This is a genomic window from Weizmannia agrestimuris (assembly GCF_943193165.1).
In the GTDB taxonomy this organism is placed as follows: domain Bacteria; phylum Bacillota; class Bacilli; order Bacillales; family Bacillaceae_C; genus Weizmannia; species Weizmannia faecalis.
In genome coordinates this window covers 1-26,661 of sequence record NZ_CALPDC010000040.1, presented here as the reverse complement: position 1 = coordinate 26,661, position 26,661 = coordinate 1, and the positions used below count along the sequence as shown (strand labels likewise).

The 26,661-nt window shown below is 41.9% G+C and carries 24 protein-coding genes and 1 pseudogene; 11 read left to right on the top strand and 14 right to left on the bottom strand.

What is annotated here, in order from left to right; genetic code table 11:
• Positions 1 to 224: 224 nt before the first annotated feature.
• Together NFR98_RS12785 and NFR98_RS12780 are read right to left on the bottom strand one after the other, a co-directional pair.
• Positions 225 to 713: a GNAT family N-acetyltransferase gene (locus tag NFR98_RS12785; RefSeq protein WP_026683794.1), complete on the bottom strand. Its 489-nt coding sequence runs from the start codon at positions 711 to 713 to the stop codon at positions 225 to 227.
• 315 nt (positions 714 to 1,028) lie between these two features.
• Positions 1,029 to 1,568 carry a GNAT family N-acetyltransferase gene (locus NFR98_RS12780; RefSeq protein WP_251460257.1) on the bottom strand — a complete coding sequence of 180 codons (540 nt, stop codon included), beginning with the start codon at positions 1,566 to 1,568 and terminating at the stop codon, positions 1,029 to 1,031.
• A gap of 355 nt (positions 1,569 to 1,923) precedes the next feature.
• Between NFR98_RS12780 and NFR98_RS12775 the strand changes: the two genes are divergently transcribed.
• Positions 1,924 to 3,153: an MFS transporter gene (locus NFR98_RS12775; protein WP_014096432.1), complete on the top strand. Its 1,230-nt coding sequence runs from the start codon at positions 1,924 to 1,926 to the stop codon at positions 3,151 to 3,153.
• A 1,255-nt stretch (positions 3,154 to 4,408) separates the two neighbouring features.
• On the opposite strand, the gene NFR98_RS12770 is transcribed toward NFR98_RS12775, so the two are convergent.
• The 6 genes from NFR98_RS12770 to NFR98_RS12745 form a co-directional block, all read right to left on the bottom strand.
• A complete protein-coding gene (locus NFR98_RS12770; protein ID WP_014096433.1) occupies positions 4,409 to 5,404 on the bottom strand; it encodes an LLM class flavin-dependent oxidoreductase in 996 nt (331 codons plus the stop codon).
• Positions 5,401 to 5,700 carry a YkvR family protein gene (locus tag NFR98_RS12765; RefSeq protein WP_026104497.1) on the bottom strand — a complete coding sequence of 100 codons (300 nt, stop codon included), beginning with the start codon at positions 5,698 to 5,700 and terminating at the stop codon, positions 5,401 to 5,403. The genes NFR98_RS12770 and NFR98_RS12765 overlap by 4 nt, the downstream gene beginning before the upstream one ends.
• Before the next feature lie 180 nt (positions 5,701 to 5,880).
• Positions 5,881 to 6,834: an ArsR/SmtB family transcription factor gene (locus NFR98_RS12760; RefSeq protein WP_230951734.1), complete on the bottom strand. Its 954-nt coding sequence runs from the start codon at positions 6,832 to 6,834 to the stop codon at positions 5,881 to 5,883.
• Between the two features lie 150 nt (positions 6,835 to 6,984).
• Positions 6,985 to 7,209 carry a hypothetical protein gene (locus tag NFR98_RS12755; RefSeq protein WP_046721642.1) on the bottom strand — a complete coding sequence of 75 codons (225 nt, stop codon included), beginning with the start codon at positions 7,207 to 7,209 and terminating at the stop codon, positions 6,985 to 6,987.
• Between the two features lie 60 nt (positions 7,210 to 7,269).
• Entirely contained in the window at positions 7,270 to 8,172 is a 903-nt protein-coding gene (locus tag NFR98_RS12750; protein ID WP_014096436.1) for an ATP-grasp domain-containing protein, read from the bottom strand.
• Positions 8,173 to 8,198: 26 nt separating this feature from the next.
• The gene (locus NFR98_RS12745) at positions 8,199 to 9,365 is read right to left on the bottom strand and encodes an MFS transporter (protein WP_014096437.1); all 1,167 of its coding nucleotides are present in this window, start codon (positions 9,363 to 9,365) and stop codon (positions 8,199 to 8,201) included.
• Positions 9,366 to 9,951: 586 nt separating this feature from the next.
• On the opposite strand from NFR98_RS12745, the gene NFR98_RS12740 reads away from it, so the two are divergent.
• Positions 9,952 to 10,740 (top strand): hypothetical protein, encoded by a 789-nt coding sequence (locus tag NFR98_RS12740; protein WP_251460255.1) that lies wholly within the window; start codon positions 9,952 to 9,954, stop codon positions 10,738 to 10,740.
• 5 nt (positions 10,741 to 10,745) lie between these two features.
• Positions 10,746 to 11,204 (top strand): hypothetical protein, encoded by a 459-nt coding sequence (locus NFR98_RS12735; RefSeq protein WP_026104499.1) that lies wholly within the window; start codon positions 10,746 to 10,748, stop codon positions 11,202 to 11,204.
• A gap of 151 nt (positions 11,205 to 11,355) precedes the next feature.
• Here the strand turns inward: NFR98_RS12735 and NFR98_RS12730 are convergent, their stop codons facing one another.
• The gene (locus NFR98_RS12730) at positions 11,356 to 11,967 is read right to left on the bottom strand and encodes a TetR/AcrR family transcriptional regulator (protein ID WP_251460253.1); all 612 of its coding nucleotides are present in this window, start codon (positions 11,965 to 11,967) and stop codon (positions 11,356 to 11,358) included.
• 102 nt (positions 11,968 to 12,069) lie between these two features.
• Here NFR98_RS12730 and NFR98_RS12725 point away from each other — a divergent pair, with 102 nt between their 5' ends.
• Both NFR98_RS12725 and NFR98_RS12720 read left to right on the top strand, forming a co-directional pair.
• Positions 12,070 to 12,639 (top strand): cysteine hydrolase family protein, encoded by a 570-nt coding sequence (locus NFR98_RS12725; RefSeq protein WP_014096440.1) that lies wholly within the window; start codon positions 12,070 to 12,072, stop codon positions 12,637 to 12,639.
• 66 nt (positions 12,640 to 12,705) lie between these two features.
• Positions 12,706 to 14,112: an MFS transporter gene (locus tag NFR98_RS12720; RefSeq protein WP_251460251.1), complete on the top strand. Its 1,407-nt coding sequence runs from the start codon at positions 12,706 to 12,708 to the stop codon at positions 14,110 to 14,112.
• A 173-nt stretch (positions 14,113 to 14,285) separates the two neighbouring features.
• Here NFR98_RS12720 and NFR98_RS12715 read toward each other — a convergent pair whose 3' ends face one another.
• Complete coding sequence (locus NFR98_RS12715) at positions 14,286 to 16,040, bottom strand: methyl-accepting chemotaxis protein (RefSeq protein WP_251460249.1); 1,755 nt, start codon at positions 16,038 to 16,040, stop codon at positions 14,286 to 14,288.
• 340 nt (positions 16,041 to 16,380) lie between these two features.
• Here NFR98_RS12715 and NFR98_RS12710 point away from each other — a divergent pair, with 340 nt between their 5' ends.
• From NFR98_RS12710 to NFR98_RS12700, 3 genes are read left to right on the top strand one after another with little or no spacing between them, the layout of a single operon-like run.
• Positions 16,381 to 16,704, top strand: a complete 324-nt coding sequence (locus tag NFR98_RS12710) for a PadR family transcriptional regulator (RefSeq protein WP_014096443.1) — start codon at positions 16,381 to 16,383, stop codon at positions 16,702 to 16,704.
• Complete coding sequence (locus NFR98_RS12705; RefSeq protein ID WP_014096444.1) at positions 16,697 to 17,257, top strand: HAAS signaling domain-containing protein; 561 nt, start codon at positions 16,697 to 16,699, stop codon at positions 17,255 to 17,257. Before NFR98_RS12710 ends, NFR98_RS12705 begins: the two co-directional genes overlap by 8 nt.
• A complete protein-coding gene (locus NFR98_RS12700; protein ID WP_014096445.1) occupies positions 17,250 to 18,107 on the top strand; it encodes a DUF4097 family beta strand repeat-containing protein in 858 nt (285 codons plus the stop codon). The genes NFR98_RS12705 and NFR98_RS12700 overlap by 8 nt, the downstream gene beginning before the upstream one ends.
• 78 nt (positions 18,108 to 18,185) lie before the next feature.
• Here NFR98_RS12700 and NFR98_RS12695 read toward each other — a convergent pair whose 3' ends face one another.
• Positions 18,186 to 19,919, bottom strand: coding sequence for a methyl-accepting chemotaxis protein (locus NFR98_RS12695; RefSeq protein ID WP_014096446.1), 1,734 nt, complete (start codon positions 19,917 to 19,919; stop codon positions 18,186 to 18,188).
• Positions 19,920 to 20,268: 349 nt separating this feature from the next.
• On the opposite strand from NFR98_RS12695, the gene NFR98_RS12690 reads away from it, so the two are divergent.
• Positions 20,269 to 21,000, top strand: a complete 732-nt coding sequence (locus tag NFR98_RS12690; protein ID WP_014096447.1) for an NAD-dependent protein deacylase — start codon at positions 20,269 to 20,271, stop codon at positions 20,998 to 21,000.
• Between the two features lie 127 nt (positions 21,001 to 21,127).
• Here NFR98_RS12690 and NFR98_RS12685 read toward each other — a convergent pair.
• Both NFR98_RS12685 and NFR98_RS12680 read right to left on the bottom strand, forming a co-directional pair.
• Positions 21,128 to 21,366 (bottom strand): annotated as a pseudogene (locus NFR98_RS12685) (hypothetical protein); the annotation flags it as partial.
• A gap of 70 nt (positions 21,367 to 21,436) precedes the next feature.
• Positions 21,437 to 22,306, bottom strand: coding sequence for a LysR family transcriptional regulator (locus NFR98_RS12680; protein ID WP_207369455.1), 870 nt, complete (start codon positions 22,304 to 22,306; stop codon positions 21,437 to 21,439).
• 197 nt (positions 22,307 to 22,503) lie between these two features.
• Between NFR98_RS12680 and NFR98_RS12675 the strand changes: the two genes are divergently transcribed.
• Both NFR98_RS12675 and NFR98_RS12670 read left to right on the top strand, forming a co-directional pair.
• A complete protein-coding gene (locus tag NFR98_RS12675) occupies positions 22,504 to 23,646 on the top strand; it encodes an MFS transporter (protein WP_251460247.1) in 1,143 nt (380 codons plus the stop codon).
• A 480-nt stretch (positions 23,647 to 24,126) separates the two neighbouring features.
• Positions 24,127 to 25,338 (top strand): MFS transporter, encoded by a 1,212-nt coding sequence (locus tag NFR98_RS12670; protein WP_251460245.1) that lies wholly within the window; start codon positions 24,127 to 24,129, stop codon positions 25,336 to 25,338.
• A gap of 259 nt (positions 25,339 to 25,597) precedes the next feature.
• On the opposite strand, the gene NFR98_RS12665 is transcribed toward NFR98_RS12670, so the two are convergent.
• Positions 25,598 to 26,350, bottom strand: a complete 753-nt coding sequence (locus NFR98_RS12665) for an acyl-[acyl-carrier-protein] thioesterase (RefSeq protein ID WP_251460243.1) — start codon at positions 26,348 to 26,350, stop codon at positions 25,598 to 25,600.
• Positions 26,351 to 26,661 lie beyond the last annotated feature (311 nt).

Below are 26,661 nucleotides of genomic sequence, written 5' to 3'. Positions count from 1 at the left end.
TGTACAACACTATTTTATATTTTAATAACCGTAATTTGGCTTGTATCTGACAGAATCTGATTCGTTCAGCAAGCCCTAAAATAGTTTTAGGCCCATTCTTAATAACACAAATGGGCCTGTTTACGTGCAAGGTCTTGGAGATTCAGACCGGCTTCGTCTTATACCGGGTGACCCTGTTGAAGCATTAAAAAAAGAAAAGGGAGAAAGGCCGTTAATACTACCTGTTATTGACTAAGCTGCTTTTCTAATATCTCTCCCGGAAGCCCATCCATCTCACAAATCTTTACAGTACAGAAACCATTTTTTAACAGAATCTTTTTTGAAGCAGTGTTATTTGGATCTATGATTGCAGTAAGCTTATGCAGACCGGCATGATTGGCTGCGTTGATTAATTTACTGGCAATTTGACCGCCGTAACCTTTTCCCCAATATTCAGGGAGTAACATATATCCAATTTCAGCCTCACTCGGCACTTCTTCATTTAAAACCAGGCTTCCGAGCCCGATGAATTTTTTTAAGCCGACATAAACTTTAAATGTCCCAAACTGTTTAAACTTTTGGTTTCGAGCTAATACTTTTTGATATTTTTGCATTGCTTCCTCTATTGACAACGCCCGTTCCGTTATCATTGCCATTACATCCGGGTTAGAGTAAAGTTTTAAATAATCATCAAAATCATCAGATCCGAACTTTTCTAAATGAATTTCTTCCATTGTAAAAACCTCACAATATACAGTTATTAAACCGGCCGGGCTTTCTAAAAAACTGAACCGCCCGGTTGCAGCATGACGTATGCCTCATATTCCCATCGAACCTTGAATAAATCATCACTTGTCAAACGAAATTGCTTTTTCTCTCCTAAAAAAATCATAAGCATTTTCTAGTGCGAATTTGCTCTGACAAATTGCGGAAATTCTTTCGTTTTGGAGTAAAAAACAAATGAATACTTCAGGGCTTTCGCGTTTCCCGGTTCCATGCATGACAGAAGTCCCCAATTTAGTTCCATGTTACCGCCCAACTCTTTTTTACTATTTTTGTGTCCGGTCAGAAGAAAGTAAACTATAAGAGTAAGAATCGTAAAATTTACCATTTACACAAGTCCAATGGCGCAATATTCCTTCTCTTATGAAGTTGAACTTTTCCAGTAGCTTACATGATGCAGTATTCTCCAAAAAAACATATGTCGAGATTCGTTCCAGATTCCACTTGTTAAATATTTCATTCAGAAACAGCCCTAGCATTTCAGTAGCCAACCCTTTTCTCTGATGCTCAGGCGCTACAATATAATCAATTTCAGCTCGCATATTTCTTGCATTGTATCTTTTGAGCGTGATGATTCCGACAAAATCGTCTGTAGCTTTTAAATAAGCTGCATATCTTATGCCGGTTCCTTCTTTTTTCATTTGAATATTTTGTTCTATAATTTTTAAAACCTCCTGCTTGTTTTTAGCAGCCATTCTTCCAAAAAATCTCATGACTTCTTCATTAGCATATAAACTGAATAAACCGTCTAAGTCTTTTTCAGATATGCTCCTCAATATAATTTTATTATTTGCTAATAATAGCATAATATGATCCCTCATTTTTTAAATATTTGAGTCTATTATAATGAAAAGGTGACACAAGAACGAATGATAAGACATTGTTGTTGTGTAAAATATTACCCATTGAGAAAATTACCCCCCTTTTCCTACAGGGAAAAAATCATTCAGATACACCAACTTTATTACTATGATTTATCCTTAACATCCCGTACAATGCATGACTTAAAACATTTAAAAGGCGGCAACTTTGGCATTGATGCCAAACGCCAAACACTTTATAATATTTATTATCAAAAAATTCTTTCCAAAGGAGCCGTTGTCCAATGTGATGTAAGCCTCTTAAACAGCTATAAAAACTGAATAAAGGGGCTTGATCACAGTGAAGCAACGCTCATTCGGATGTCTGGTGTTTGGCCAGTGCCTGGCGAATGCAGGGGATGTGTTTTATATTGTCGCATTGATTTCCCTTGTCTATTCTGTCACGGGATCGACGCTGTTTGTGTCGCTTGTTCCATTCACCAACACGTTGACGATGTTTGTCAGCGGCTTGATTGCACCGATATTGTTGGACCGTTTTTCGCTCAAAAAGGTGCTGGTGTATTCGCAGTTGATCAAAACATTGCTCTTAATGGCATTAGCTGTTTACGCAATGGTTTTCATTCAGCCTGCTACAATTACCTTGCTGTTTCTGCTCGTTGGGCTGATTTCATTTTTTGACGGGTGGGCTTCACCTGCCAGGAGTTCCATGATCCCCCGGCTTGTTCCACGGGATCAGCTCGTAAAAGCAAACAGCCTTGTCTCTATTACAGACCAGTCCATCCAATTAGGGGGTTGGGCGCTTGGCGGGATCATCCTGTCCTCATTCGGTTCAACCGGGATGTTTTGGATCACCTTTAGTGTGTATATGCTTTCCACCTTGATGATGGGTTTCATTGTGGACAGGAAGCACGCAAACTGGCAGGAAAAACAGGGTAATGCTTTGAGGAAAGCAATGGTGGAAGGATGGCAGATCATTTTTAAAAACAGGGCGTTAAGAACGATTCACTTGCTGATGGTTTTTGAAACAGTTGCGAGTACGGCCTGGCTGTCTGCCGTCCTGTATGTTTTTATTCGGGAACGCTTGAAAACAGGGGTTGCGTGGTGGGGGTACTTAAACACGGCCTTTTTTATCGGCATGTTGCTGGCCGGCTTTGTCGGCTACAGGTCCGCCCTCATCAAAAACCGGCCGATCCTGACTGTGGTCACCGGTAGTGGGATGGTGTGCCTGACCACACTGTTTTTCGGTTTCAATACCGTTCCATGGGTAGCATTGCTGCTCATTGCGGCCAACGGGATATTCGACCAGCTTAAAGGTATCTCTTTACAAGTGATCTTGCAAACTACTGCAGACGACCGGATGCTGCCGAAAATCTATTCCACCCAAAATGCTTTGGTCACACTCGTTTTCGGGCTTTCTACCGTGGCGGCCGGGGCAGTCTCAGACCGGTTCAACATTATTTTTACATTCATCGGTGCATCCGTGCTTTTGATGATTTCTTTTGTTATTCTTTTAAAAAAGAAAAATACTTTAATCACGGAACAGCATGAAACCACCTCAGATGTACAGTAAAATAGAAACCTGCTCTCACTTCGAGCAGGTTTTTGCCAATTCGGGTGATAAAGCGGGAAGGCGGGAAGATTGGATCAGGAGGAGATCTGGTTGAAAAAATTTGCGGTTATTGAAGTGGTATTTGGATTGCTAGGTGTTCAAGTATTAAAACCATTTGCATCAATCCCACTTGATCACACTCCTAACCAGTTGTCTTAGGATTTCCAAACTCATTGGAAAACATTGACTTGGTGACGGGAATAACCTGGCCGATTCCTTTCTTTGCATGCGTTGTTCTGTTCATACTTGGGTTAACAACGCTGGGGATATTAGACCCTTTTCACCTCTCCCAATTCCGATTTTGTCATGAAATGGATGGATCTACGAGAAAAGGCACTGCCTCTGTTTCTAAAGACGGGTTATAGTTGTAGTGTATTTTTTATTAAACAATGCTTCTTTGGATCCATTTATTTTTTCGGCTATAATACTACTAAAAATAAATGATGAAACAAGATATTTCGTTATTTTCATGAGAATATCCCCAATAATAGTAAACATCTGTGCCTTTCACGTAATGTACTTTGACTTTCTCTTGACTTGGTTTATCCCATACTTCCTTTACATGCTTAGAACTTTTCCCGAATATTAAATTACCTTGAAGCACGAGAGCGTTTAATTGACAATCCGCTGGTTAGATAGAACTGTCTCGATAAAACCTCTAATTAGGGCTTGCTGAATTGAATAAGCAAAATTTCTAGATTTGGCAAGGATGCTGGCAGCTTTGGCAAGAATTAATGCAAGGGTTTTATAAAAAATGAAGGGAAAAGCTTACACTTTGAAACGCGCCCTATGTGAAGAAAGGACGTCGTTTTTTCGTGCTTCCTTAACATAGACGCGCTCTATGTAAAGAAAGGACGTCTTTTTTTCACGCTTTCTTAACGTAGACGCACTCTATGTAAAGAAAGGACGTCTTTTTTCCACACTTCCTTAACATAGACAGCCTCTATGTAAAGGAACAATGTCATTTTTCCGCGCTTCCTTAACATAGGGCTTACTGAATAACCAAAATCCCCAGATTTTTACAGTATGCTGACAGCTTTGGCAAAAAGTTCTAGAGCTTGCTGATAAATTGGGTGAAAACTAAAATCGGATTCGTTCAGCAAGCCTTCATTAGACATTTGGCGAGTTAGGGGAGCATATAGATAAAAGCCCACATCTTCCATCAATTAGGAAAAGTGGGCTTTTATTGCCGCTAAAGGCCATTCAGTACTTTGCTTCACCCCAGCACTTCTTCCGCAATAAGCCTGTAAGAATGGATCCGGTCCTGGGGAGAATGGGCAATCGTCAAAATCATGATTTCATCCGTTCCGTATTTTTCCTGTAACCTGGTGAATGCCGCGTGTACTTGTCGCGGATTCCCGATTACCATGTTTTGCTTCATTTTTGCCAATTTCTCTTTGTCTTTTCCGGTTAATGGATAAGATTTTGCTTCTTCAATAGACGGCACGGATGCTTGTCCCCCTTTTTCCGCCTGCAGCTGCCATATCAGGGAACTCCATGCCACTTCTTCCGCTTTCTCAGCTGTTTCGGCACATACTGCGGAAACGGTTAACAAAGTTTGTGGCACATCCCCCGGCTTACGGGGCGTAAAAGCCTGCTCATATTGCTTTAAAATTGCCGTGCCATCCTGTTCGCTCATGAACTGGCCAAACGCATACGACATGCCGTACCGGGCAGCCAACACGGCACTTTTGCCACTTGTGCCAAGCAGCCAGGCACGCGGCGGATCGGCCGGGACAGGGGCAGCCTTGACGCGGGAAAAAATATTGTCTTCCGGAAAATCGTGATGGAGAAAATGAAGCAATTCTTCCACCAGTTCCGGCATCTTGTACACTTTTTGCAAAAATTGATCGGATAATGCGCTGGTTGCTTCGGCAGAACCACCCGGCGCCCGGCCAATGCCGAGGTCAATGCGGCCTGGAAACAATACGGAGAGCAAATTGAACACTTCCGCGACTTTGTACGGTTTATAATGCGGCAAAAGCACGGCCCCGGAGCCGATCCGGATTGTGCTCGTATGCGCGCCGATAAATCCAAGCATCACTTCGGGCGCACTGCTGGCAAGACCCGGCAAATCATGATGTTCCGCAATCCAGTACCGCGTGTATCCGAATGACTCTCCTGCACGGGCCAGTTCCATCGCGTTGTTCAGGGCGTCTTTCGCTGTTTGACCGGAAGAAATAGGCGCCTGGTCTAAAATACTGAGTTTCACGCTTTGTTCTCTCCTTCTTTCACTTCCAGCAATGCTAAATGGTAGTCGCCGACCTGGCCTTTTTCATATAGATTCGTAATGGAAGTAGAATATTCCCGGATCGCACCCCTGAAAGCAAGCCCCTTTTCAGGCACTTCCACATCAAATTTTCCCTGATACAGCAAGGTGGCAATATCATGATAATCATCGCTTGTGACCTTGAAGTCAACCACGATCTGCTTCAGCCCCTGTACGTCCTCTTCCCGATAACGTTCCACATCAATCTTCCGTTTGTTTAATACGATATAGGATACCAAAACAACACCTGCTTTCACCTTTTGTCTCCTTTTAGTCTACATGCACGGCTGCACCAAGTACAGGAGAGAGGCTTGCCCGTGCGGCCGGTGTTTCTCGAGGGACGTGCCCAGACTAAAGCAACCCGTTGCGCTTGAAATGCACCTTAGCTGCTTTCTAAAACAAACCGGCCGAATCAAGCATCAATCGAAAGCCTTTAAAAATTGCTCCCCTTCTAGTTGTTTTGCCCAGCGCCTGAACTCGCTATGATTGATAAAGTAAATATTATGGCTTTTTTGCTTGGTTTCCGTGATGAGCTTGCAACTTTTCAAAATGTTCAGGTGCCTGGAGATCGTGGCAGGGTTCAGGTCTAATTTTTCGGCCATCTCCTGGGCTTTGATTCCTTCCTTTCTTGCAATCAAAGACAAAATCCGTATACGCATCGGCTCTGATAACGCTTTGCCAAAAAAGGAGATTTCATCCAATGTGGCCGGCGTGTCATTGATCTCAAAAGGGGAAGGAGCGGGCAATGGCTGGTCCACATATGCTGTAAGATCATAAACGAGATTTAATTCGCCCCATCCCCAAATCAGGATGAACTTTGGTGAAACAAAGTAAGAAGGAAAAAAGCGAACCACTTCGGTTTGCTTATTCTCAGGAAATTGTTCAGGAATCGTTTTTCCCTTCAGCAGCCTTCTCAAAACCTCATTTAGCCCTTTCGTATTCAGGTCCCTTGCCAGTTTGTCATTCGCTTGCTCCCAAAAAGACGCCACATGCCTTGCTATTTTAAAAAAATATTCCTCATAGTATGCAGACCATAAATCGACCAACTCTTGATGCCAAACAGGCCAATTTTCCGCAAAAGCCAACTGTTCCTGGTGCACGAATCCGCCCTTTTTTTCAATTCTTTGCTTTATTTCATTTGACGGTTCGGGCGAGTTTTCAAAAATGGTTTCAATTTCCTCCACCTCCAGATACCGGCCCAATAAGTAATAAAGAAAACGGGGACGATCCATCTGTTGAACCCAATGGATAAAATCCTGAATAGAATGGGGCTGGCTTAGCCCAATCACAAGCTCAGCAAGCTGGGCCCCCATCTCAAAACCGCCGTAGTACCTTTTGAGTAATCCTTGATTTTCCGTATAAAAATTTTGCAAGTTTATATCTTCCCATTCCAACCGCCCTTGCATGAGATAGCATTTTCTTAAAGATGCCATCATTTCAAAGACAGGAGAGGTTAAAAACTCCAATTTAATTTGAAATTCATTTGAATCAGGGGTTAATACTGCCATATGACCACAACTTTCTTATATTTTATCTATTTTCCATACAATACGAGAATAAAAATCATCGATGGCTTTAGCGACAAGTGCTTTGGAATCGGATGAAGCAATGATGTACCCGCCTCTTGTAAACGAGTCACGGCTTCCGGGGATGTGCTCCCCTACTTGATAAGCAATTTTCCATTCCACAACAGGCTCCGGGACAGAGGACCTCAGCTCCAAAGCACTCAATCGCCCTTCTTCAAGCATAAAAACTTCACTTGTGAAAATTTTGTATGCTGTGGCTGCATATCAAGATTGTGTTTCCCTTCAAAGCTTAATATGCCAAGTTCGTATTGGTTGAGACCGCTGGACAGAAAGTGCAGAAACGGAATAAAGTCCCCGCCCCGGTCTCGTATGTGCTTCAATTACAACCGGGCGTTTGTTGACAACATCCCATTTTACTTCAACATGCCCGGGACCGTATTGAACGCCCAGAACAGTCAGTGCTTTTTTGACGATCTTTTCTATTTGCTGTTTTTGCTCAGTTTCCAGGAGCGCAGGCACAATATGCCCGGTTTCGATAAAATTTGGCATACCACTCGTTTCCTTTTCCGTAATGCCAAGTACCGTATGCGTCCCTTCAGATGAAACTGTTTCTACGCTAAACTCCGGGCCTTCAATAAAAGGTTCCAAAATCCACTCAAGTTTACTTTGGGCATGAGTCCGCAGCCATTTTTCCCAATCCGATTGGTTTTTTATATAAGCAACATTTTGACTGCCAAATCCGTCATTGGGCTTGATGATCATCGGCAACAGACCGGAAATTTTTTCGGGGAGTCTGTCTGCCTTTCCGCAAAAAGTTTGCAGTTTCAAATCATCATGAGATGCAAAAGCATTTCTCATCAGATTTTTGTTTCTTGTCCGCCTTACTGTTTCAAACGGATTGGTTTTTAAATTGTATCGCTCACTCAAGTAAGCTGCTGTTTCAAGTCCCAGTTCCGTAAAACTAAGGATGAGTTTAATATCTTCATACTGGGAAAAAATTTTTTCGACCACTTTATGCGCGGCATCGGTATCCCAAATATCCGCAAAATAGATGGCCTCCGCTAATGCAGTTACTTTTTCAGAAATGCTTTTCTTTGGACGCTCAATTACGATAACATGATACCCGCATGCGTGAGCAGCTGAAATTCCCTCCTCACTCGCGCCCAATAAGATGAGCCGCTTCAATGTTTCCAACCCCCCATCGCAATTTCTTAATTTTCACCTTTTCTCATGGACAGTGATCGCAAAATCAAACTTAAACCGATTATCACAGTCATGACAGTCAACAGCAAGTATAATCTCCCCGGAAAGAATTTCAACAAACTTAACCCTGCATAACTTCCAAAGGACTCCCATAGCCCCCATACAACGCCGGCAATGCCAAAGGCCCATGAAGAGCTCAAATTCCCATGTTTTTGTAAAACCTCTGTATCTATCAATGGTGTCCAAATGATTTCACTCAGGCTGAACAAGAACATAGATAAAAAGATAGAAAACACTGTTCGGTCAATCCAAAGAAGAAAGAAGGAGCTACCAAACAACAAAAAAGACAACGCATACCATTGTTCCTTTTTCAGCTTTGGCTGAACGGAAGGAAAGATTCCTTGGAAGGCAATAACCGTTACAGCATTCAGTGTGAAGACAAGCCCCGTTGTCTTGCCGCTGATTTCACCCGATACATATACAGGCAGAGTGGAAAACATTTGAATATAAAAGAACCAGAGTAAGCCTGATCCGAATAAAAAACGGAAAAACGGACTTTTCAGCAAATGATATCTCTCTAAATACAGGTATTTAAATAGATTTAAACGATTCTCTTCTTTTTCCATGGGTGGTTCAGGAAGTAGACAGGCCACTCCTCCCGCTATAAAGTAACTGCCAGCGGCTAAAAACATTAGCCACAATGATTTTAAATCCAAGATCCAGCCGCCTGCCAAAGGCCCAATCGAAGCTCCGAGGTTTACGGCTATATTTAATAACGCAAATGCGCGCAGGCGCTTATGCTCATTCATAAACGATATTTGCGTTTTCAAGGCGACATTGTATAAAGAGATGGTAGTACCGAGCAATGCGGACAGGGCAATGAATAACGGAAAATATGGAACGATGGGAATAAGCATCAGTATACCACCGCTGGACCATAATCCAAGGATGAGGCTTAAACGCACCCCCAGCCGGTCGATCAACCCGCCAACGAATGCACCCCCGGCTTTTGAAAACAAAGTCAGACTGGCAACAATGATACTGGCTTTGGACAAATCCAAGGACTTGGTTTCAGTTAGCCATAGTGCCAAAAGCGGGGTAAAGATATAGAACCCCAGGGAATTGAAAAATCTTACTAAAAAGGACATCCATCCTTCGTTCACTTTTCTAAACATATAAGGCGCTCCTCTTAAAACTTGCATAAACATCTTTTATGATGCGGGCTGCTTGTTCAACTTGCTCCTCCGATATGTTTCGGTGAACCACAATCCGTACAATGTCGGGTAACCAGGGAAATAATGGGAGCCCTTTTTTCTTACCCAATTCTATTAAATTGTATAATGAAACCCCTCTATCATTTGCACCGGAGGACATACGCTTTTTTTCCGGCAATAAGAGGGCTTCTGTTTCAATGCGCCTCATCCATTTCCGCCGGTTTTCTAAGGGCATAGTCATAACATGTCATCTCCTTTATTTTTACTATTGCGCAATTGTACAATTACGCAATCAATTATATAAAGCGGGAAACAACACGTCAACCATAAAACGTACAAAAACCGTTAAATTACTGTCAATGAAGCGCGGCCGCATTTGGGGTTTCCCTTTTTACCAGTAAAGAACGGCAACCATTTCATTATGGGGATGCCGTTATGTTAAGAATCAAATCCGTTTCATCCCATTACCCCGGTCAGAATACCGCGCGTATAAATGTCCTCCGTATTCGGCAAGCTAACTTAAATGGGCTTTTTAAAGGTGGATAAGATGGACAATTATCGTAACGATAATACAGCCAGGCGATATAAAGCACATGTTAGTATTTTAGGGACTACGCAATTGCATTTAAGAAATCCTTATATCATTGCATGGTGGTCCGCAGCGTTTCCCGGATTCGGGCATTTGCTGTTATCCAAATATATCAGGGGATATGCTTTATTTATCTGGGAAGTTGTCGTTAATTTGAAAGCAAATGTGAACCTTTCCATGATTTACTCGTTTCAAGGAAATATTGACATGGCAAAAGCCGTACTGGACACAAGATGGCTTCTCATGTATATTCCTGTTTACCTTTTTGGCATTTGGGACAGTTATCGCACAACCGTGGATATGAATAAGATTTATCTGTTAGCAGAACGGGAGGAACACCGTTTTAATTCTTTTTCATTGGGCGCATTGGAGATTAACTACCTGGATAAGCGCAACCCCCTACTTTCCGTTATGTGGTCATTATTTGTCCCGGGATTGGGGCAGCTCTATATACACAGAGTTTTAACAGCCATTTTTGTCATTGTGTGGCTGGTAATATTTTATTATCAGTCTCATTTCCAGGAAGCGGTTATACTTTTATTTTGGGGAAAAATAAAAGAAGCAACTTCGGTTATAAACCCGGAATGGCTTCTTTTCATCCCTTCACACTTTGGGTTTGCCGCTTATGATTCGTATATGAATACAGTCGAAAACAACAAACTTTTCGATAAAGAATTACGACAATATTTAACCCGGCATTACCAGCCGGACGGTTTCCGGATACGAAAAGAACAAAAAGTGAAGTGATTGGTTTGCAGCTTTTTTCTACATTCGAAAGTAACGGATTTTTGGAAATGGCCATTTCAACACTGGAAAAGAAAGGGATTCCGAAAGAAAATATATTTGCGGTCCCGCTGGATAACCGAAAAGAAGAACGGAAAATTTTTGATACGCTCCACCGCTCGGACGGTACAAGCCTAATTGATATCGGCATGGGGATCGCCACTGCATTTTCTGTAATCGGCGCAAGCATCGGCTTTAAACTCGCCTGGGGGCCCATTTACTGGGGGCTGATTAGTGCATTTGCCGGGTTTATTGTGGGTTTTGCCATCCGGCTTGTAATGGAGCTGTTCATAAAGAAAAAGAAGCGTGTTTTAAAAGGGAAACACGCTGAAATCATTTTAATTGTTGAATGTGATTTGTCACAAGCAGAATCGGTTGAAAATATACTTTGGAGCCATTTTGCATTAGGGGTAGCAAAATTAAAATAATGGGTTTTGTAAGTACAAACAGGCCATCCTCATTGCCAAGGGGATGGCCTCTCTTTACATCGTGAAAAACATTCCACAGTGTTTCCCCTTCCCCTTACCATTCTCTCAACATACAGTGTACATGCATGGCGAGTGGCCATAAATTTATCCGTCATGAAACAAATGTGATATAGAGCAGTTCCAATATTTCCTCGGGGGAATATCCGCGCACTTCCCGTTGATACAAGTAGGCATCACTTTTTAATGCCTCGAGCAGCATGTCCGCTTTGAAGACATTGTTTCGAACGGCTTCTTTTTCATTATTCATCTCATGATACAGTTCTACCAGCAACCGGTGCAATTCATCATATAAAGGGCTGCGTGTTCCTGCCTTTTTTCGATTTGTTGTACCGGCGTCCTCCACACCTTTAAGCAATTGCATTTTGCTTTCCCTGAAACGGAGAAATATACGGAGAGCGCCGTTTAATCGCTGTTCCGGCGGCTCTTTCCGATTGTGTTCCAAATATGTATGAATGTCTTTGAAACACGAAACCACATTGCCTTTTATCAAATCCAGACATAATTCTCCTTTATTTCGATAACGGCGGTACAGCGTTCCCGGCCCAATCCCGGCTTCTGTGGCAATTTGATTCATGCTGACTTGTTCAACCCCGAACTGCTCAAACAGCCGGATTGCGGTAGCCAATATACGTTGGCGATTCTCAGCTGCATCACGCCGTTCCGCCCGTGCGGAGCCTGGTTTTTCATCCTTCAACTTTATCACTCCCGGAAAAAATCGTTGACAAGCGGAGACATCTCCGTTTAATATGAACTGGAGAGCTCTCCACTTCTTAATATTAACCAAATGAACAGGAGTTGACAATTCATGCAAAATCAATCCAGTAAAGCTGCATTGTTGGTCTTGGATATGCAAAACGGCATGGTATCCCGTTTTGCCGGAAATGAAACAATGCTGCGCCCGAATCAAAAAGCAATCGAAAGCGCCCGTGCACATCATATCCCGGTTATTTTCGTCCGTCTTGGATTTAGTAAAGGTTACCCTGAAATTAACCAAGGCCATCCAACTTATGCCCGAGTTGCTGAATACGGCGACATGACCATTTTCGATGAAGCGACACAGATCCACCCATCCGTTCAACCTTTAGAAAATGAACCGGTTGTTACAAAATACCGGATAAGCGCCTTTTCCGGCAGCAATCTCGAAATGATCTTGAAAGCCCAGGAAATTGACACACTCATTCTTAGCGGCATTACCACAAGCGGTGTCGTTTTATCGACATTGCGGGAGGCCGCTGATAAAGATTATTCCTTAATCGTACTCCGGGATGCCTGCCATGATGGCAATCCCGACATTCACCACATGCTGATGGAAAAATTATTCCCTGTCCAGGCAAAAGTAATGACGGTCAGTACCTGGGCCGGCACTTTGGATTAAAAAAAGGGCCTGTTTTGAAATCAGCAGAACAGGCCCTGCCAACCAAGTCGAAGGAAGGAATGAAACTTGTTCCACACTGGTAAAAAGAAAAACGAAGCTGCAATTGAAAATCACTTTAATCAAAAACTAATATTCCCAATGATTTTGGGTTCCATTCTCAACCCCATCAACTCTTCTATTATGTCAGTGGCGCTAATTCCAATCGGGCAGGCATTTCATGTTCCGCCTTCAGAAACCGCATGGCTTGTTGCCGCTTTATATCTTGCTACTGCCATTGGGCAGCCGGTAGTTGGGAAGCTGATCGATCTGTTCGGACCCCGTTCCCTTTTTTTAACAGCGACTTCATTGGTCGGAATTTCAAGTTTCATTGCCATTTTTGCCCCGGATTTCTGGTGGCTTGTTGCAGCAAGAATTTTGCTCGGATTGGGTACGTGCGCCGGGTATCCCGCATCTATGTACCTGATTCGCAGTGAAGCTGAACGAACAGGCGAAGCAAGCCCGGGAAGCATCCTGGCGACGCTCGGAATAGCAAGCCAAACGATTGCCGTGATCGGGCCTGCCCTAGGCGGTGTACTCACCGGTGCCGGGGGTTGGAAAAGCATTTTTATCGTCAATATTCCATTATCGCTTGCTTGCATTTTATTGGGATACTTCCGATTTCCTAAAGCCCCGCCAGAAGCGGTGGAAGGGAAAAAGCTTCTTGCCATTGATTTTACGGGCATTGCCTTATTTGGCATCACATTAACTTCCCTTTTGCTGTTTCTCATGCATCCAAGCTTGTCAAAGATTGCTTTTTTGATAGTAGCAGGGATTGCAGGGGCCATTTTTGCTGCGACCGAGTTAAAAATGAAAAAACCTTTTATCGATATTCGGGTATTCAGCGGGAATATCCCTCTGGTTCTCACTTATGCAAGAGGGTTGCTTTCAGGTCTGGTTGCTTATTCCTTCATTTATGGGTTTCCACAATGGCTGGAAGACGGAAGGGGTTTATCCGCATCTAGCGGCGGGCTGCTGATGTTGCCGATGTCTTTAACCGCCATTGCCGTAACCCGGGTGACAGGGAAAAGCCCCGCCATCCGTTTAAAATTAATAGCTGGCAGTATTGTTCAGTTTATCGCCGTCTCATTGCTGCTTTTTACTCATCATACAACGAGTGTTGTTTTGATCGCCTTTATTGTCCTTCTGCTGGGAATTCCACAGGGTCTTTTGAATCTGGGCAACCAGAATGCCGTCTATTATCAGGCGAATCCAAAACAAATCGGGGCTTCAGCCGGCTTGCTCCGAACATTTATGTACTTGGGCGCCATTCTTGCTTCGGCGGCAAACGGGCTGTTTTTAAAATCCGGGGCAAATACGCCGGGAATTCATCATATCGGCTTATTTTGTGGCGGCGTCACCTTGCTCCTCATCCTGATTACCGTGCTGGATCATTCGTTAAGCATCGTAAACGATAAAGCCGGAGTGAAAAGGTAAAGTTAAAAATGCCCGGTTTAATCAAACGTTTGATTAAACCGGGCAAATGCCGTTTCTTTCTGGCCATGTGCAGCGGGATATGTAGAATCCTTCCGCGTGAACTTTTGGCCGGATGTTGTCTGCTTTCCTTCGCTTAAATGCCTATGCCGCTTGCTATTTAAAAACCAGTTCACTTATAACTTAAATTTTGAAACAAGGGAATGGAGATGCTCCGCAATTTCCACCAGTTTATGCGCGCTTTCAGCCACTTCCTCCATAGAACTTCCAATTTGCTCGGTTGCTGCTGACGTTTCCTCAACACCTGCTGCTGATTGTTCAGTGATCGCTGCGATTTCTTGTATAGAACCATTCATTTTTTCGGTTGTGCTGGAAATTCCTGACAAATTGGCAGCCACTTTTCGAATATGGGCAACCATGTCTGAAATCCGCTCATTGATCTGCGTAAAGGTTTCCTTTGTTACGCGAACGGTTTCTGTGCCTTGCTGTACTTCCTCATAGCTTTCATGCAAAGAATCCGTTACTTCTTTCACATCTTTTTGGGTTCCTGCAACAATCCCGCTGATTTCAGTAATGGAACTTGCAACTTGTTCAGCCAGCTTCCGGACTTCTTCTGCGACAACGGCAAATCCTCTTCCGCTTTCTCCTGCCCGCGCCGCTTCAATTGCGGCGTTTAAAGCAAGTAAATTTGTTTGATCGGAAATCTCCTTAATGACCGTCACTAGTTTGGAAATTTTTTCCGAATGTTCATTCAAAGACTGAAGCTTCCCTGTAACTGATTGGAAGACCTGATCAATTTTTTCCATTTGGCCCGAAGAGCGGTCCATTAATTCATTCCCTTTATACGCCAATGCCATAATTTCATTTGTGGATTGATAAACCTCATCCGCCTGTGCATTCGCCTCCTGCACATTGGATGTGAACTGCTTCATATTTTCAGACAGCTTCCCGGATTGATCTGCCTGTTCTTCAGCTCCGGATGCCAGTTCTTCCATCGTTGCGGTGATTTGCTGCGACCCTGTTTTTACTTCATTTGCCGCTTGCGCAAGCTCCTCGCTGGAATTTGACAACAGCCCTGAAGAATCTGCAATCTCATGGATCAGGCTCTTCAGTTCATCTTGCATATGGTTAATGCCGTCCGCCAACTTGCGCATCTCATCTTTCGTCTTGACCTTGATGTGCCCAGCCGTTAAGTCATGGCCCGATATTTTCCCGATATGACCCGTTACCATTCCAAGCGGGGCGGCAATACTTTTTGTAAACAGCCATATGATGAACAGCCCGGCCAGAAGCGTAATGCCCGTGACGATTAAAAGAAAGTGAAGGATTTGTTCGGCCGGCTGGTTAAAATCTGACATATAGGCGCCTGCACAAACCGTCCATCCCCAGTAAGGATCCTTTTTTGCATACACCACTTTTTTGCCGACTTTGTGTTGATCATTCGGGTAACTGTATGAGAAATAGGTAAATCCGCCTGTTTTCCCGGCTCCAAGGACTTTATTGGCATAATGATTCCCGTCAGCATCTTTTTCATTTGAAATATTTTTTCCTTCTATAAAAGGATGCGCCACTTCAGTTCCTGTATCATCCAAAATAAACATGTATCCGTTTTTTCCCAAATCAATGCTTTTATTAACCGGACGTGTGCCATCCTTTTTCTTTTCACCGAGAATGGCAATTTTTACTTTTTCTTGTGCGTCACTTAAAGAAATTTTCCCGCTTTTCACTTCCTCATCCAGTACAGCTATCAACCGGATTGTTTCATTGACATTATTTTTTAGATTGGTTTTTCCCAGTTCATTTAAACTGGCGGCACTGCGGTTATAGCTTAAGAAACCTAAAATAAGCATTGGCACCACCAAAAGAACAATGGAAATGGCCATAAGCTTTTGCCGGATGGAGTGAAAGTCTTTCAATTTGGCAATCTTCATTTTGCTATCCCTCTTTTTTCAGAATCATTCTTAGACCTCGCGTTTGGTCAAGAATATTCGGTTTTCTACCCTGTTTTATCGGATAAAGTTTGAAATCCTTTACTTTTATAATTTTCTGACCATCGTTCCAACCTCGTCCTAGTGGATGTTTTCCAAAAATGGGTTTTTACACTGCCGCTTTCTTCCCCGGCACCAACTGCCAAAATTTTTTCCGGATTTTTGAAAAAAATGATTCCGGTACCTTGCAATAATTAATACTGTGTGTTATTCTCTCGTTAAAGGCAGTACTGAATATTAAACAGTACTGGCCGGTGTGCAACGGGAAGGATGTGAAGAAAGTTTGAATGTCCAGTTTAAAAAGGGGGTTTTGGACCTCTGTGTGCTCGTTTTATTAGATAAACAGGACCGCTACGGATATGAACTTGTCCAAAAAATTTCGGAGCAGATTGACATTTCCGAAGGCTCTATCTACCCCCTGCTGAGGCGGTTAACAAAAGAAGGTTACTCTACAACGTATTTAAAGGAATCTACGGAGGGGCCACCGCGCAAATATTACAAACTAACAGACAGTGGGAGGACTTTTCTCCACGAACTGCTCCTGGAATGGAAGGCATTCTCTGATGGGGTGAATCAACTGATAAAAGAAGGTGTGACTCATGAATAAAAAACAATTTTTATCCAAATTGGAATCTTCGTTGAAAAGCCTTCCTGCCAATGAACGCCAGGATATTTTGCAGGATTTTGAAGAACATTTCACCATTGGCTTGCAGGAGGGAAAAACAGAAGAACAAATTTCAACTTCCCTTGGTTCCCCGCACCAGATTGCAAAAGACATGGTTGCGGCCTACCATCTGGAAAGAGTGGAGACAAAGGCAACGTTCGGAAATATTTTGCGCGCAGTATGGGCCACGATTGGATTGGGATTTTTCAACTTGGCCATTGTACTGGGGCCATTTATTGCGTTGGCCGGCATTATTTTTTCCGGCTGGATTACAGGAATTGTGTTTTTGGCTTCTCCTTTCCTGTTTCTCATAAACATCCTCCTGTATCCGGAAACATTCACGCTTTTTTACTTATTTGTTTCCATTGCCACTTGCGGGATCGGATTTTTTGTCGTCATCGGGATGTATTTTGCGACCCGTACATTAATGCAAGGCTTTATCCGCTATTTAAGATGGAATGTAAATCTGATCAAAGGGGGGCTGAAAAATGGATAAAATAAAGAAAATGTCACTTGTGGCGTTGGTACTGTTACTTGTAGGGATTGTTGGAAGCCTCCTTACATTCAGGCCCGTCTTCCGGCAAGAAGCCAAGTTGGAAGAAAAAGTCATCCACGAAAAGTTCAGCCGAATTCAGATCGCAACCGATAATACCGCAATTGAGATTTTACCAGCGACTGGTTCGGCAGCAAAAATCACAGTATCAGGCAGGGCCGAAAAAGGTTCTGCATATCACTTGTCTACGGATGTTAAGAACGCTGTGCTCTCCATCAATGTAAAATATAAACAACGAAATTTCGTCAACTTCTTCCCTTCATCCTCGTCTTTAAAAGTGTATGTGCCGAAAAAATGGTATGAATCATTGCAAATTAATAGTAACGACGGGCGCGTCCGGGCGGGGGATTTTCGGGCAAGAGAGATGCGCATCCATGTAAGGGATGGAAAAATTGAACTGAACCGTATCAACGCGGATACGATTACGACAGAGGCAAGTGACGGATCAAGCACCCTTGAAAATGTGAAAGCCTCCCTAGTCAAAGTAAAATCGGATGACGGAAAAATAGTTTTAAAGCATTTGGATAGCCGGGTTTCGGGTAAAACCACTGACGGAAGTATCCTTTTTATCACTCGTCACTTGAATCATCCGGTAGAACTGCGAGCAATTGACGGCAATATCAAAATACAAACGGAGAAAAAACCGGATAATGCTACAATCAGTGCAAGTACAGTAGATGGAAAAGTTAACGTTTTTGGCAGCTCTAACAGAAATATGACGTTCGGCAGGGGAAAATCTATGATCCAGCTTTTCACTGCAGATGGAAGTGTCACTGTGGAAAAAACAAAGTGAATTTCTAAAAACGGCGGGACGTTCGTGATGTCCCGCTCTTTCTATAGTGTTTTCGCATTTATTAAATCCGGGCACAAGCTACCGGAGTTGTGCTTCAATATTTGACAGCAATTCTAAGACCTGGTTGGAGGCTTCTTCCAACTGTTTTAGCGCACCTTCTCCAGTTTTCATCTCTCCCCTTTTAAAACTTTCCACTGCCTGTCTTGCATAATGATGGACTTCTTTATGAGGCTTTTCCAATTGTTTAAAAGCATCTATTTTCCTGATATTTTCAGGCAAATTTCCGTAATACCATTGGCCTAACCGGCAAGTTTCGTGAGAAGTCAACTCGTTTTCATCAATATTTCCCAGTCCCATCAGCATGTTATATACTTTCCACTTCCAAAGCAGGTGATCCGTTTTCGTGATTCTTACAATATCTTTTGAGCTAAACTTAATGTTAATCGTAAAAAAGTTTTTCCTAAAGTGATCCATTTTTTTGCTTAAATCAAATACTAATTTTGCTGTTTTTCGTGCAATCTCCTGGGACTGCTGACTGTGATTTCTTATCGTACTATTTAAATTTGCAATTTCGTTAATGGTTGCGGACTGTTCTTCACTCATTGAGGCAATTTGTGTAATCGATTCATTGATGTTTTCCATCATTTTTACAATTTCCATAATTTCTGTACCGGCAAGTTCGGCATGGCCGACACTTTCCTTTACAATTTTGCCTGTTTGCTGTATTTCTTGGATGACCTCATTGGCCACTTTTTGCAGCGCTTCCATGTTCGATGTAATACTGGAAATTTGAACTTTCGTATGTTCTGACAGCTCCCGGATTTCTGAGGCAACAACGGCAAAGCCAAGCCCGTTTTCTCCAGCCCTTGCAGCTTCAATGCTGGCATTTAAAGCAAGAAGATTGATTTGGTCAGCTATCCCCCTGATCACATTTATAACATCTTTCGTATTATGAATTTCTTTATCCAGCAGCTCTACTTTTTCAAACACGTTTTCATATACTTGCCCGACCATTTGAATATCTCCAAGCGCATGATCTACTACTCTTTTGCTTGTGAACACAGACTGGACTGCCTGGTCGGTCCCTTCCGCAACTTTGGTTGCATATTGGGCCACTTCCTGAATGGATGCGCTCATTTCTTCCGTTGCCGCCGAAACATTATCCGTCTCTTCTATTTGCCTGTTCATCGATTCAATTAATTGTTTGGTTTCATTAATTTTCGTTGTCTCATTCAGCATATCTGACATACCAAACAAAAAAGTTCTGAACGTTTCTTCCATATAAACTTCCACAATTAATTGTTGGTCAAACGCAGCTAACTTCTGAACAGCAAGGACAACCTTTGTCATTTTGTCGGGCGTATGATGTAAATGCTTCATGAGTATAGATCCCATCGATTGAATCAAAAAATGGTGGGCTGCAATAAAATTATCAGCCGTTAAATTAATCCTGCTATGGACTTTGCCAATTTTAATTCTTGTAAGCACATAGGTTTGATCCACTTCTGCTTGAAAAAACTGCTCCACATATGTTTTTAAAGTTTCATACAGCCTGTCGAGGGTGGAATATCGCATAATGAGTTTATGAAATTGTTCAACTGAAGTAAGCCTTTCATAAAAAATTTGAACCATCTTTTCCTTATAAGGCTCTATAATCGCTGCCGCTTCCCGAACATTTTGTAATGTTTCCTGATCCACACCGAGGTAATTTAATTTTTCCCGTGCCCTTCCTCCAATTTCCGTTATATCCGTATCATCGCAATAATGCATGTACTGGTCCCATGATTTTAACTTTTTTAAAAAGATCCCCATAACACTCTCCCTCTTTCCATTGATTTCCACATTATTACTATTTTCACAGGAAAAAAGTCACAAGTCAAGCGTTTCCATTCAATATTCTGTCTATATTTGGCGAATAGAAATGAATTTAAAGTCCTATTGTATGCCAAAAATATGACGCAAGGTTCACTAAAAAAGTAGAAACTCTGTATATTACTCGAAGGGGTAGATGAGCAAAAAAATGGGAGGGCACTCTGACATCTAAATGTACACTTTGAAATGAAAATGTAAAGAGAGCATTCGCTTTTTGAAGTTTTCTGGCAGGTAGCGTACAATGATTTGTAGGGAAACTTATCTAACATAAATAAGGAGAGCGGATTTCATGTTAGAAGATTGGTTAAAGTCATCCCGTCATACGGTCGTCTTTACCGGAGCAGGGATGTCAACCGAAAGCGGACTACCGGATTTTCGTTCAAGACATAACGGACTGTGGAAAAAGAAAGATCCAAGTCAAATTGCCAGTACGAAAGCCCTGAATGAAAATGTCGAAGCATTTATCGCGTTTTATCGGGAACGCGTATTAGGTGTAAAAGAATTTGGACCGCATCAAGGTCATTATATTTTAGCCAAATGGGAACAGCAAGGGTTCATTCGCTCAATTATTACTCAAAACGTGGACGGCTTTCATCAGGAAGCGGGCAGTAAGCGGGTCGCTGAATTGCACGGCACCCTTCAAAAAGTCCATTGCCAAACGTGTGGAAGAGAATATAGTAGTGAAAACTATGTCAATAACGATTTCTACTGCGAATGCGGCGGGGTACTACGACCAAATATCGTATTATTTGGTGAAGCGCTGCCACAAGAAGCTTTTCAATTTGCTCTGGAGGAAGCGGAGAAAGCAGACCTTTTTATCGTTTTAGGTTCCTCTTTATCCGTTACACCTGCCAACCAATTTCCTTTAATTGCCAAAGAGAACGGTGCAAAATTAGTGATTGTGAACATGGAACCGACCCAATTTGATCGGTATGCCGATCAAGTGATTCATGATAAAAAGATCGGTCAATTACTTATAGAACTGGATAAAAAGATATCATCCCCAATTAAAAAAGTGTGAAAATTTGCTAGGTAAATATTTAGTAATTAGAATTATATGTTTGAAGGTATTGCTAAAAGTGGAATTGTAATTGCCTGTTTTCGGATTGTTATGGCCATACTCCCCCCTCCCCACATTTGCAGGCGTTTCAATTTCCAGTATTCCGTTTCAGCTTCGACACCCAGTCAATCAGCCGTATACTTTGAAATATTTGCCGGAATGCCTTTTTATGAGCGTATATTTCACAAATGTTCAAGATGACATTCGTACGCCAGCCGCATAGATAAATTCCCTTTGGAAACGATTGATCGTATAAGAGCGATACGCTGGCGTACAGTATTCTTTTTTAAAGATCTCAAATAAATTTTTTAAAAAAAGTTTGATCATTTTTTACTTCTGGTATTCCACAATCGTGTAGTTAATAGAACAAGTATTCATCAATTTAAGACGACTATACCTAGATCTTCTCATTAGCATGCTTCGCCAAAAATTGATAAAGTTTTAATCCAAGCTTAGCATTTTTAGTAGCCAGTGAAATTGATCTCTTTTTCCCAAAGTCTATAATCGGCAAAGCGAAAAGTTGTTGATGGTCGATATGTTTGGCACTTATTTCAGGAACAATTGTGATGCCCATTCCAGCCATTACGGCTCCAAAAATAAAATCACCAAAAGCTACTTCACTAATGATATTAGGCTTGTAACCCAGCGAATCTATTTGTTCTTTAATCCGCCTTCTTGTATCACAAGGAGCTTGGTGAACAATGAGGGGTTCTTTGCATAGATCAACAAGCTGAACCGTTTTTCGTGATCGAAAACGGTGGTCTATGGGAAACACCGCATAATAAGGCTCCGTAAACAATTCCCAACTCCACAACGTTTCCTTTGTACTCAGGGTATCGATTAAGACAACGTCAAGTCTTCCTTCCTCTAATGATTGTACAAGTTCATCTGAAGTGTTTTGAATCATTAATGTTGTTGGCTGATCCAAAGAACGTAACTCCTTAATTCTCGAGGGTAAATAATAAGTGGCCAAACTAGGTAGACTTCCTATCGCTATTGGTGCCGTCCGGGAAAACTGTCGTAATTCTTGACGAATCGAAGCTAGCTCATCTATGACTGGTAAAATCCGGGTACGGAAATGTTGACCAGCCTCCGTTAGTTCAATGCCGGTTGACGTTCTATGAAACAACACGACGCCAAGTTCATTTTCCAAATTTCGTATATGCTTGCTCAATGCTGGTTGAGAGATGTTGTTGGATTTCGCGGCTTTAGATAAACTTTTTTGTTTCGCAGCCTCCACAAAACTTTGCAGCCACTCCGTATTCATTCACTTCACCTTATTCCGTTATAACTATTTGTTATATCCATCTAACACAATGATTATTCCTTTTATCCTGTCCTTGTAGTAATCTTGCACATATAGGGACCCATTCATTATAACATATTGGTTTATCCTATACGAAGAAATATCCAAATAGTTAAATATTTAACAAGTATATAATAGAAGATTTGAGGAGGGGTAACATGAGGAGGGTATTTCTTCTTACCATAGGGATGTTTACGCTTGGGTTTGATGCCTATGTAATGGCTGGTTTGTTACCCGATATCGGGGCAACATTTAAAATCATCGATTCGCAGACGGGACAGGCTGTGACCATCTTCACACTTTGCTTTGCGCTCGCCGCTCCAATTTTTGCAACATTATTGGCTGGAAAACCAACACGTAGCATATTGGTACTGGCACTTGCGGTGTTCTCATTAGGCAATGCGGGCAGTGCACTGGCACCGAATTTTCTCTTTCTGCTTATTGCTCGTGCCATTGCAGGGATCGGAGCTGGTCTTTATTCTCCGCTTGCCACGGCAGCCGCTGCATCTCTTGTTTCCGATAAGAAGCGCGGACGTGCCTTAGGTATGACATTAGGCGGTATGAGCATGGGGACGGTCGTGGGGGTTCCACTCGGATTGATAGTTGCTGCGCATGCAGGTTGGGATGGGACGTTATGGCTCATTACGATACTTGGTCTCATTGCTATGATTGGGATTGTCATCTGGTTTCCAAACATTCCAGCTTCGCCCCCACCGTCATTACGGCAACGTCTTGCAATGCTGGCCAATGGAAGAGTAACAGCAACGGTTGGCATTACTTTTGTGACAGGCATTGCAAGTTTGGGGCTTTATACGTATATCGCTCCAATCTTGCAGAACTTGGATGGAATCCATTCTGTTACACCATATCTTTGGGCCTGGGGCATTGGTGGTGTTGTCGGCAGCTTATTCATTGGTACTCTTATTGATCGAATAGGACGCCCAGGCTGGATTATGGGCGGTATACTAATTCTATTAGCATTAGCCATGTTCAGTCTGCCGTTAAGTCTGGGAATTCCGATTCTAATGTTTCTACCCTTCTTTATTTGGGGTGCAATGGGATGGGCTTCACTAGCCCCTCAACAGCATGTATTACTCGAGTTACAGCCTAAACACGGACCCGCTGTTGTCGCTTTAAACAGTTCCGCCAATTATTTAGGGAGCTCAGTAGGGTCTGCGCTTGGAGGGGTTGTTATGGTAGCTGGATTGACACCCTCCCAACTTCCATTTGCAGCCGGCTGTCTTGTGCTAGTGGCTTTACTAGGACAATTGGTGATTTTATCAACAAAAAGAAAGGGATAGAAAAATTGAATTTTGATTGAAAAAGACCATCTCGAAAACGAAAAAGGATGGTCTTTTTTTCCTCCCTTTTAGAAAGGATCAACCGCGCAACCTTCCTTATAAAATGATCTCCCTCTTATGCGTAAATGACCTTGTTCTTGGATCCAGTTTATGATGAATGCCAATGCAATGTTATGCACCGACAGTTTTAAAAAACTTTTTCAATTCCCCTCCCCATCTGCATCGAGGATCGAAATTACACTGGTCAAAAAGAAAACTGAACCCGTTTTGGATTCAGTTTGAATTTGGTTTTCAATTGAATTTTGCCTGCCAAATCGGACTGTTTTCCTGTTGAATCCGGGACTGGCTATATATAGCCTATTGAATAAGCAAAAGTTACAGATTAGAGAAGGATTTCGGCTGCAATTTTTGAATATAATGTGTAAGAAAAACTGTTGGCGGCTTGCCTTTGGTCATAAAAGCATTTTTGGGGGTGCTAATTTGTTAAATAACGCAGTAAACAGATTAATACTTGTTGATACCATTAATACGCTAGGTACCGCAATAACATGGACCGGTCTTCCCATTTTTGCCCTCAATCTAACAGGCTCATTCCTTTATGCTGGAAGTTTGTACCTTACAGAAACGATTGCGGGAATAATATCTACCATTGTAAGCGGACATTTTATAGACAAAGTATCTTCTAAAAAGATGATATTTACTTCCTTTTTTCTTAATTGCTTTGTTATGATAACATTATTTTCATTACTATCATTTAAACATTTTATTATTTTTTTATTCCCTTTGATGATCTTATCCCAATCACTTGGGCATTTTGCTAATCTGTGTCTTGAAGTATGGTTTAGAGATTTGACAATTAAAGATCCAAACATAGGATTAGCAAGGGCAATAAGCAAGAAAAACACGTTTACTACAACTTGTAAGACTGTAGGTTTTACTATCGGGCCACTCATTTTTGGTATTTTAAGTTCGTACGCCATTCTCATAGACTCTGCTTCTTTTCTCGTGTGCGCGTTTTTAATCATGAGGTTTGATGAAAAAATTCAAATCGAACACTCGCATGATACTGCATGGTTTTCCTTAGCATATTTGAAAAGAACTTTAAAAGATAAAATACTGCGGATTTACTTTTTCTCACATTTACTAGGTGGCATGATTGGTCCCGTAATGACGAGCCTTTCAGTGTATATTTTGGAAGGACATTTTAAAGTAGCTGACTTTGAAATATCGATTTTTTGGCTCGTTGGTGGTATTTTTGTGATTTTATCCAACATGATATTATCAAGATCCAGTCTTTTATTCGCTTCAAAGGTATTTTTGTATTTTCTAACTGTCTTTTTGGTATGTGGGGGCATTGTTATGATGGGAGCCTCCTTAAACTGGATATTCTTTATAGTTGGATTTGCCATTATGACGATGGGGAACCCCGTAATAAACAATTTGCTCTCAGCTGAAACCTTTAAAGCGATCCCCCAATATGAAAAAGGTAAAGTAATGGGCGTGATGGAGGCATCAGCAGATCTAGGCACCCTTTCTTTTATGATCATTTCTTGGGGATTAATAGAAACCTTTGGGATATTTATAACTTGTATGATAATCGCCGTTATGGCCATCTTACGGATTACCTTGTTTTATTCTTCATTTAAGATAAAATCAGATATCCCGATAGAGAATATAACAAAAAACCTTTAGGAGAATATGTCAAACTCTTTGGAGAAAACCACCAAAAACGCTGCCGGTAACATGGTTATCGGCAGAAAACACCAAAATGACGATATTATGACCGAATCACAATGGGGTTCGGTCATTTCTGAAACCAAACTTTAACAATAGAACCCGTTTTGGTAGACTTGATTAATATGGTTTGGCCAATTTACCCTTTGGAAAAATAAGACAACACAGCACCATGATCTAAAGGAATTTCTGAACTTGGACCCTGATTGAGAGCCCCTTAATGAATCGTGATGCGCGATTTAAAAATGGTATGATGATCGGTTTGATTGATCCCCTCAACATAAAGCTCGTGCTCGTCCATTTTGGAAATATCTTTGTATAGTGTAATGGAATCTCCCGGCAAGGCTTCTTGATTGAAATTGATCTCTATTGTATGAATGGGGTGCCTTTTGTGAAAATCCGGAAGAAAGCAATCCATAATGTAATCGACATATTTGGAGTTATTGAGATGGCCGTTAAAATCGATATCACTGTATCCAATGACTTTTTGATAAGCGGGTTCTAATCCGCCAAAATCTTTAAACTTCCCAAATTTCCCTTCAATAGCGCGTTCCGTACGGTTTTCAGGGTAGTGGATGTTAATTGATTCTGTTCGTTTAATTTTCCGATCGTTTAAACCCATGACGACCCATTTTGATGCCGCTTTTATGATGACCGCTCCGGTGTGATCTTTGACAAGAAAGTCGCGGTCAAAATCAATCTTGCTTGGTTGAAGCGGCCACGTTTCAATCGTGATGTTTTCATCCCAAGTAGGATGGCGCAGGATATCCACGCGAATGCGGGTTAAAATCCATGCCACCTTATACTTCTTCTCCAATGTCTCAATGCCATAACCAAGATCCTCGGCAGCGAGGCTGGCAATGTCTTGAAACAAGCTGAACAATGCGCTTAGCTTTAACTTCTTTGTAAAGTCAACATCCCTAAGTTCTATATGATACTGTCCTTTATATAGAGATGATCCGTTTGCCATTTTGAAAACTCCCTTAAAATAAGCTGCCCTTATTTTACCATATTCGTTCGAAAACGAGCAGAGACAGCGCTTTACCTTATGTAGGAAATTTTTCTCGATGGGTTTTAAATACCGGGTACTCCAAGACACTCCTTTTGTACACTTTCGGCTGCGAAAGGTCTCTAAATTTATTTGATCCTGCAAATCCATTAAAAATTATATCCCTTTCATCTTTTTCCATTTTCTAATTTTTGTTCTATATAAAACGAATTAATCATTTTTGCTCACTTCCTCGGTCCTTTTTTGGGTATATAGATTGTAACTATCCTAAA

Coding starts and splice junctions, on each gene's coding strand:
- NFR98_RS12785 (WP_026683794.1), bottom strand. CDS start 713: ATGGAAGAAATTCATTTAGAAAAGTTCGGATCTGATGATTTTGATGAT.
- NFR98_RS12780 (WP_251460257.1), bottom strand. CDS start 1,568: ATGCTATTATTAGCAAATAATAAAATTATATTGAGGAGCATATCTGAA.
- NFR98_RS12755 (WP_046721642.1), bottom strand. CDS start 7,209: ATGCTTGAAGAAGGGCGATTGAGTGCTTTGGAGCTGAGGTCCTCTGTC.
- NFR98_RS12745 (WP_014096437.1), bottom strand. CDS start 9,365: ATGTTTAGAAAAGTGAACGAAGGATGGATGTCCTTTTTAGTAAGATTT.
- NFR98_RS12740 (WP_251460255.1), top strand. CDS start 9,952: ATGGACAATTATCGTAACGATAATACAGCCAGGCGATATAAAGCACAT.
- NFR98_RS12725 (WP_014096440.1), top strand. CDS start 12,070: ATGCAAAATCAATCCAGTAAAGCTGCATTGTTGGTCTTGGATATGCAA.
- NFR98_RS12715 (WP_251460249.1), bottom strand. CDS start 16,040: ATGAAGATTGCCAAATTGAAAGACTTTCACTCCATCCGGCAAAAGCTT.
- NFR98_RS12705 (WP_014096444.1), top strand. CDS start 16,697: ATGAATAAAAAACAATTTTTATCCAAATTGGAATCTTCGTTGAAAAGC.
- NFR98_RS12700 (WP_014096445.1), top strand. CDS start 17,250: ATGGATAAAATAAAGAAAATGTCACTTGTGGCGTTGGTACTGTTACTT.
- NFR98_RS12695 (WP_014096446.1), bottom strand. CDS start 19,919: ATGGGGATCTTTTTAAAAAAGTTAAAATCATGGGACCAGTACATGCAT.
- NFR98_RS12690 (WP_014096447.1), top strand. CDS start 20,269: ATGTTAGAAGATTGGTTAAAGTCATCCCGTCATACGGTCGTCTTTACC.
- NFR98_RS12680 (WP_207369455.1), bottom strand. CDS start 22,306: ATGAATACGGAGTGGCTGCAAAGTTTTGTGGAGGCTGCGAAACAAAAA.
- NFR98_RS12675 (WP_251460247.1), top strand. CDS start 22,504: ATGAGGAGGGTATTTCTTCTTACCATAGGGATGTTTACGCTTGGGTTT.
- NFR98_RS12665 (WP_251460243.1), bottom strand. CDS start 26,350: ATGGCAAACGGATCATCTCTATATAAAGGACAGTATCATATAGAACTT.